Annotated in this window: 4 protein-coding genes; 1 reads left to right on the top strand and 3 read right to left on the bottom strand. The window is 68.0% G+C overall.

Features of this window, described 5'->3' with window-relative positions:
- Positions 1-749 (top strand): YcaO-like family protein (locus RN743_RS11125; RefSeq protein ID WP_310779900.1); only part of this gene is annotated, 749 nt, incomplete at its 5' end.
- 147 nt (positions 750-896) lie between these two features.
- Here the strand turns inward: RN743_RS11125 and RN743_RS11120 are convergent.
- The 3 genes from RN743_RS11120 to RN743_RS11110 all read right to left on the bottom strand — a co-directional run.
- On the bottom strand, positions 897-1,148 hold the full coding sequence (locus RN743_RS11120; RefSeq protein WP_310779897.1) for an NHLP leader peptide family RiPP precursor: 252 nt from the start codon (positions 1,146-1,148) through the stop codon (positions 897-899).
- 134 nt (positions 1,149-1,282) lie between these two features.
- Positions 1,283-3,322: a fatty acid desaturase gene (locus tag RN743_RS11115; protein ID WP_310779895.1), complete on the bottom strand. Its 2,040-nt coding sequence runs from the start codon at positions 3,320-3,322 to the stop codon at positions 1,283-1,285.
- Between the two features lie 130 nt (positions 3,323-3,452).
- A partial coding sequence (locus RN743_RS11110) for a choice-of-anchor B family protein (RefSeq protein ID WP_310779892.1) occupies positions 3,453-5,429 on the bottom strand: 1,977 nt, incomplete at its 5' end.

Raw genomic sequence — 5,429 nt, 5'->3', positions numbered from 1 at the left:
GCGCCGCGGGCAACACCCTGGAAGAGGCCATCCTGCAGGGCTTCTACGAACTGGCCGAGCGCGATGCGTTCGCCATCTGGTGGTACAACCGGTTACGGGTGCCGGCCGTCGATCTCTCCAGCTTCGACGACGAGTACGTCGCAGCGGCCTCGGACTACTACGCCGCCCACGAGCGGGAGCTATGGATGCTCGACGTCACCTCCGATATCGGCATCCCCACCTTCGTTGCGCTCTCGCGCCGACCGGGCGCCCCGACCGAGGACATCATCTACGGTGCCGGGACCCACGCCGACCCGCGCATCGCAGCCCTGCGTGCGCTCTGCGAATTGAACCAGTGCCTCACCTGGCTGCCGCGTCCGGGGGCGGGGGACGGCCGGCCCAGGATCGATGATCCGCTGGCCCTCTGGTGGTGGAAGACCGCCCGGCTCGCCGACTGTTCCTGGCTGGCGCCGGCGCCGGACGAGCCGCCCCGCAAGGCTTCACACTATCCGGTGACCGAATCGGCGGACACGCGCGAAGATGTGGAGAACTGCCGCGCGCTCGTCGAGGCCCGGGGCATGGAGTTCCTTGTCCTGGATCAGACGCGGCCCGATATCGGTATGCCCGTGGCGCGGGTCATCGTGCCGGGCATGCGGCACTTCTGGGCAAGGTACGCGCCCGGGCGCCTCTACGACGTGCCCGTCAGCATGGGCTATCGCGAGTCCCCGCTCGCCGAAGCCGACCTGAACCCCGCGCCCGTGATCGCGTGAAGAGAACCGTGAGAAAAACAGCGGCCGCCCCGCAGTCGCGGCATGGGGGGGCGGACGCTGTATCAGGTCTTCAAGAAGGGGATCCGGAAGCCGAGGAGCCGGAATAGGTCAACCGGCTCCTCGGCCACGGGGAGCTACCAGCAGCAGCTACCAGCAGCAGCAGAGGCCGGCCGAGATGGCTTCCATCTGCTCCTCGCTGATGTGCGGGTCCGGCGGCAACGCGAGGTGCACCGTCTGCATGTCGCTCTCATGGATCTGGATGTTCATCGAATCGGGGATCGTGATGCCCAATTCGCCGCTGATCGCAGTCTTTGGATCCGCGAGAAGCTGCTGCCTGAACCCCGCGTCCACGGTGGACTTCTCAACGATCTGCGCAAGCATTTCATCGCCGCTTCTCATGGCATTCTCCGTCGTTTCTACGTTAGGGACCATCGCCACTTCCACAGGAGTCGCTATTCCGAAGGATTAAGTCAAGGTTCCCCCTATTTAAGGTGGTTCGAGCGGGCGCCGGGACTCGCGGCTGTTGCGTTCGCCTATCGGGGCGGGCCCTGCGCAAGCGCGGCGATGTCGGTTCCAGTTGGGGACGCGGCATCGCGGGACGGCAGGTCCGGTTCGACTTCGCCTGGGGCTTCGCGCAGCGCCTGCGCGAACCGATCCTCGATCCCGCTGTCGCCTGACACGAACACGCAGCGCGCCCGCGCGAGCGCCACAAGCTCGCGACCCGAACCGGGATTCCGGAGCTGCTCCTTGAACTCGGCGAGCGACTGGAGGCCCTCCGGCCCGCCGCGCGGGACCGGCGCCAGTAGCAGGTTGTTGCGCGACAGCGCGCGGAGCGCCTTGCGAACGCGGCGGCATAACGCTTCGTAGTACCTGGCCGGACCGCCGTCGTACACGAACCGGACATCGAGTTCCGCGCCCGGCAGCGCCTCTCCGTCTGCCAGCGGTCCCAGAACCGCGACCGCCAAGCCGCCGCTGGCCTCCGGAACGCCGCGGTCGGCGAAGTCCTCCTCGACCGCCGCCAGGACGGTGACGATGGAGGCTTCGGCGACGCGCGACAGCGCCGTCGTCGCCTCGCTCACGGACAGGCTGCCGCGCATCGCGTGCACGGCGATCTGGAAGACCTTGCCGTTCGACCACTCCACCGCCGCCTCGACCGCCTCGCCGGCGTCCTGCACCGGGATGTCGTCGAGCTGGGCCCTCATCTCGGAGAGGCTGAGTTCGTGCGTCCAGTACAGGCGCGCCAGCCCGCACCGGGCGATCACCTCCGCTTCGGCGTCCCCCAGGAACCCCTCCGGCAGTTCCAGGTCCGTGAATTCCCGCTCCCGCAGCGTGTCGAGCAGGGCCGGCGAGCGGTTGATCCACTCGGCGAGACCGGGGGCGGCGGCATGAATCTCCGCGATGACGTCGAACGCGTCGGGACGCGCCGCAAACGCCCGGCTGTCGTAGGCGCGCCAGTCGTCGACCTCCGGATAGAACTGGGCGCGCTGACGGTCAACCAGGGGATCGATGGTCTCGAACCACCGCTTCGGAAAGAGCGCCATGCCGTTCATCTCCATGTAGCTGCCCGGCAACTGCGGAGAGGCGGCTTCGCCGTAGTGCTGCAACAGCGGATATCGCCGGTTCGACGTGTGGTGGTCGGCGTGGCGCTGCATGTTGTAGTACAGCCAGTTGGTGAACTTGTAGGCCGCGCTCCAGGCGTGCCTCGGCTTCACCGGCTCGTACCTGCCCGTGGGCATGCGGATGCGCCGCAGCCCGTAATGCTGGACGTAGTTGCTGATCTTCATCGAGAAGACCACGCTGCCGCACAGCGCAAGGTAGAGCAGCAAGGCCCAGGGGCCGCCCCACCAGAGGATCAGCCCGTACCAGAAGACGATCTGCACGGCGTAGCGCCAGAACGCGTTCGTGTAGTGCCACAGCGGCAGGTGACGGCGCGTCAGCCGCCGGCGTTCGAACCGCCATGACCCCACCAGGTTGCTCGCCACTTCCGTGGGCAGGTACTCCCAGAAGCTCAGGCCCTTCGGCGCGGACCCCGGGTCCAGGGGTGTGCACACGCGGGGGTGATGGATGTAGACGTGCTCGGTCGCGTAGTGCGGGTAGGAGACGGAGGCCAGGAGGAACTCGCCGAGCCGGCGTTCCCAGAGGGCGCGCCGATGCACCAGTTCGTGGCCCACGATGAACACCGTCTGCGCGACAAGCGTCAGGATGGCGGCCGTGACTCCGATTTCCCACAGCGCAAGTTGGCCGACGAACAGGATCTGCCAGAGCGCGAACACGAAGGTCACGGGCCAGAACGCGGCCCACAGCCAGAGCGAGAGCTTGTACAGGAACAACTGGCTCTCGCGGGTGGTGGCCGGATCCATGTTCCGCTCCTCGAGGCCGAAGAGGTGGTCGAACCGGTCCGCGAGCATGAAGAAGACGAACGGACCCGCGAGCCACCAGCCGCCGTACATGGCGGCTGCGAACACAAGCGGGAAGATGAGAAGCGGGACGAAGTGCGGGAGCGCGTTCGCGACGGAGGGCTCGACGACCCGCCGGCCCGCCGCTATCGAGGCGCCGGAACTATGTGCTTCCATCCTTGATATCCTCTACCACGGTGAATCGGTGCGCGGCTTCGTTGCGCACACCTGCTCCATCGAATCCATCATCACAAAGAATCACAAAAAACCAGCCTCAAGGGTAGCCCACGCCACCGACGAAGCGGATTCACGGGACGAGGACGGGCTGGCGCTTTCTGAGCAGGAACAGCCCCTCGTTCCAGCTCGACACCGCGATCACGCCGCTCTCGAAGTACGGGTAGTTGCTCCACGTTCCGCCGAACGCCGTCTCGTCGTCGTCCGTCGGCACGGTGTCGAAGAAGGCCACCTCGACCGGGTTCTCCGGGTCGCGGATATCGAGGATGCGGAGGCCGCCCAGCAGGTTGGACTGGTAGAGGAAGTCGCCGCGCACGTACTGGTTGTGGTCGATCGCGCGGGTCTCCGCGAAGTACTCCGTCGCCAGCACCGGATCGTCGAGTTCCGCCACGTCCCACACGAGCGTGCGCGTGTTCGAGACGGTGCCCCCTTCCTCGTCGAGTTCGTCGCCGAGGAAGAAGTAGCGGTGGTCCTCCGTGAGCCATCCCTGGTGGGCGGCGACAGCGCCGGGGTAGTTGGCGCTCGCGAGCGCGACGGGGTTCTCCTTGTCGGTGATGTCGGAGATCCCGAGCGCGTCGATCGAGGCGTGGAAGCAGATCTCCCGTCCGACGTAGTCCGCGTCGGGCCCGTTGTAAACGACGCACTGGGCGTCGTGCGTGTAGCCTCCGCCGAGGAAGCCGCCGATGTCGGGGTCCGCGAAGCAGCCGGCGAAGCGGGGATTCCGGGGATCGCGGATGTCGATCATGTGGAGGCCGCCGCCGCACGCCTCGCCCCCGCCGCTGCTGCCGACGGCGTGCGCGAACCCGGTTTCCTCGTTGATCACGATGTTGTGCGAGCTGAACACGCCGTCGTAACGGGCCGTCTCCTCGAACATCTCCGGCGGATCGCGAACGTCGCGCAACTGGGTGAGGTCGAAGATCTGGACGCCGTGCGCGCCGGCGTTGTCCGCCACGATGAAGGCGTGATCCGCGTAGGTCTTGATGTCGCGCCACAGGTTCTCGACGCCCCCTTCGGTGAGCGGGAGTTCGCCCACGTAGACCGGCGCGTTGGGGTCGGTGATGTCGACGAAGGACGTGCCGTTGGACTTGCCCAGGAGGACGTATTCGCCGCCCGTCTCGGGGTCGGTCCAGCCCCAGATGTCGTTCGCGATCGACGTGGGACCGGCGCCGAGTTCCGCGAGGGGGAGGAAGGCCACGAGATCCACATCGGTGCAGGCGTAGTCGAGCGCGGTCCCGTCCTGGCAACTCACCGTCTCACCCGAGACGGCGGTCATGTTCGGCCGCTCCGGGTCGCGCAGCGTGCCCGACAGCTCCCAGGGAGCGGCGAGGGAGGCCCGTTCGAACACGGCGGCGGCGCCCAGTCGGAGGTCGGCCTGTCCCGCCCCGACCACGGCAAGATCACCGGACACGCCGAGGCTCGAGCCGAGAGCCCCTCCCGGCCCGAACGGAGACTCGTCAAGCGTCTGAACGTGTCGGAAAGACGCGGCATCGAAGGTGTAGACGGCGCCGGCGGCCAGGGCGGTGGCGGGCGCGCCGATCCACACGGTTCCGTCCGCGATGGTGAGGGCGGCTCCGAAGCCGGCGGCATCCGATCCCGTCGGAGGCGCCAGGGTACGGGAGGCGGTCGGGGCGCCATCCGGATCGAACACGGCCACCGCGCCCGCGCCGTCCCGGCCGGGCGCGCCGGCGAACAGCGTCGTCCCATCGAACGCGAGCGCCGAACCCAGCCGATCACCGGGAATGCCGTCTTCGAGCATGAAGGATCCGGCGTGCCGCCATTCGCCGTCGGAGGGCTCGTAGACATGAACGGCGCCGCGATTGCCGTCCGCGCCGGGGGCACCCACGAAGAGTCGATCGTCGACCGCGGCCAGCGCGGTACCGAACCGGTCGGAGCCTTCGGGCTCCGGGGCGGTCAGAACGCCGAGGAACGGCCCCCCATCGTCCCGTGTCACGAGGTAGATCCCGACCGAGCCGGGCTGTGGCGGCGCCGGTTGCCCGAACCGGGGCAGATCGCCGAGCCCGCCCGGAGCGCCCACGAAGGCGACATCGCC

The sequence above is a fragment of the Candidatus Palauibacter scopulicola genome, assembly GCF_947581915.1.
Classification (GTDB): Bacteria; Gemmatimonadota; Gemmatimonadetes; order Palauibacterales; family Palauibacteraceae; genus Palauibacter; species Palauibacter scopulicola.
The sequence above is the reverse complement of the archived record's forward strand: the minus strand, read 5'-3'. Positions and strand labels throughout refer to the sequence as shown.

Coding starts and splice junctions, on each gene's coding strand:
- RN743_RS11120 (WP_310779897.1), bottom strand. CDS start 1,148: ATGAGAAGCGGCGATGAAATGCTTGCGCAGATCGTTGAGAAGTCCACC.
- RN743_RS11115 (WP_310779895.1), bottom strand. CDS start 3,322: ATGGAAGCACATAGTTCCGGCGCCTCGATAGCGGCGGGCCGGCGGGTC.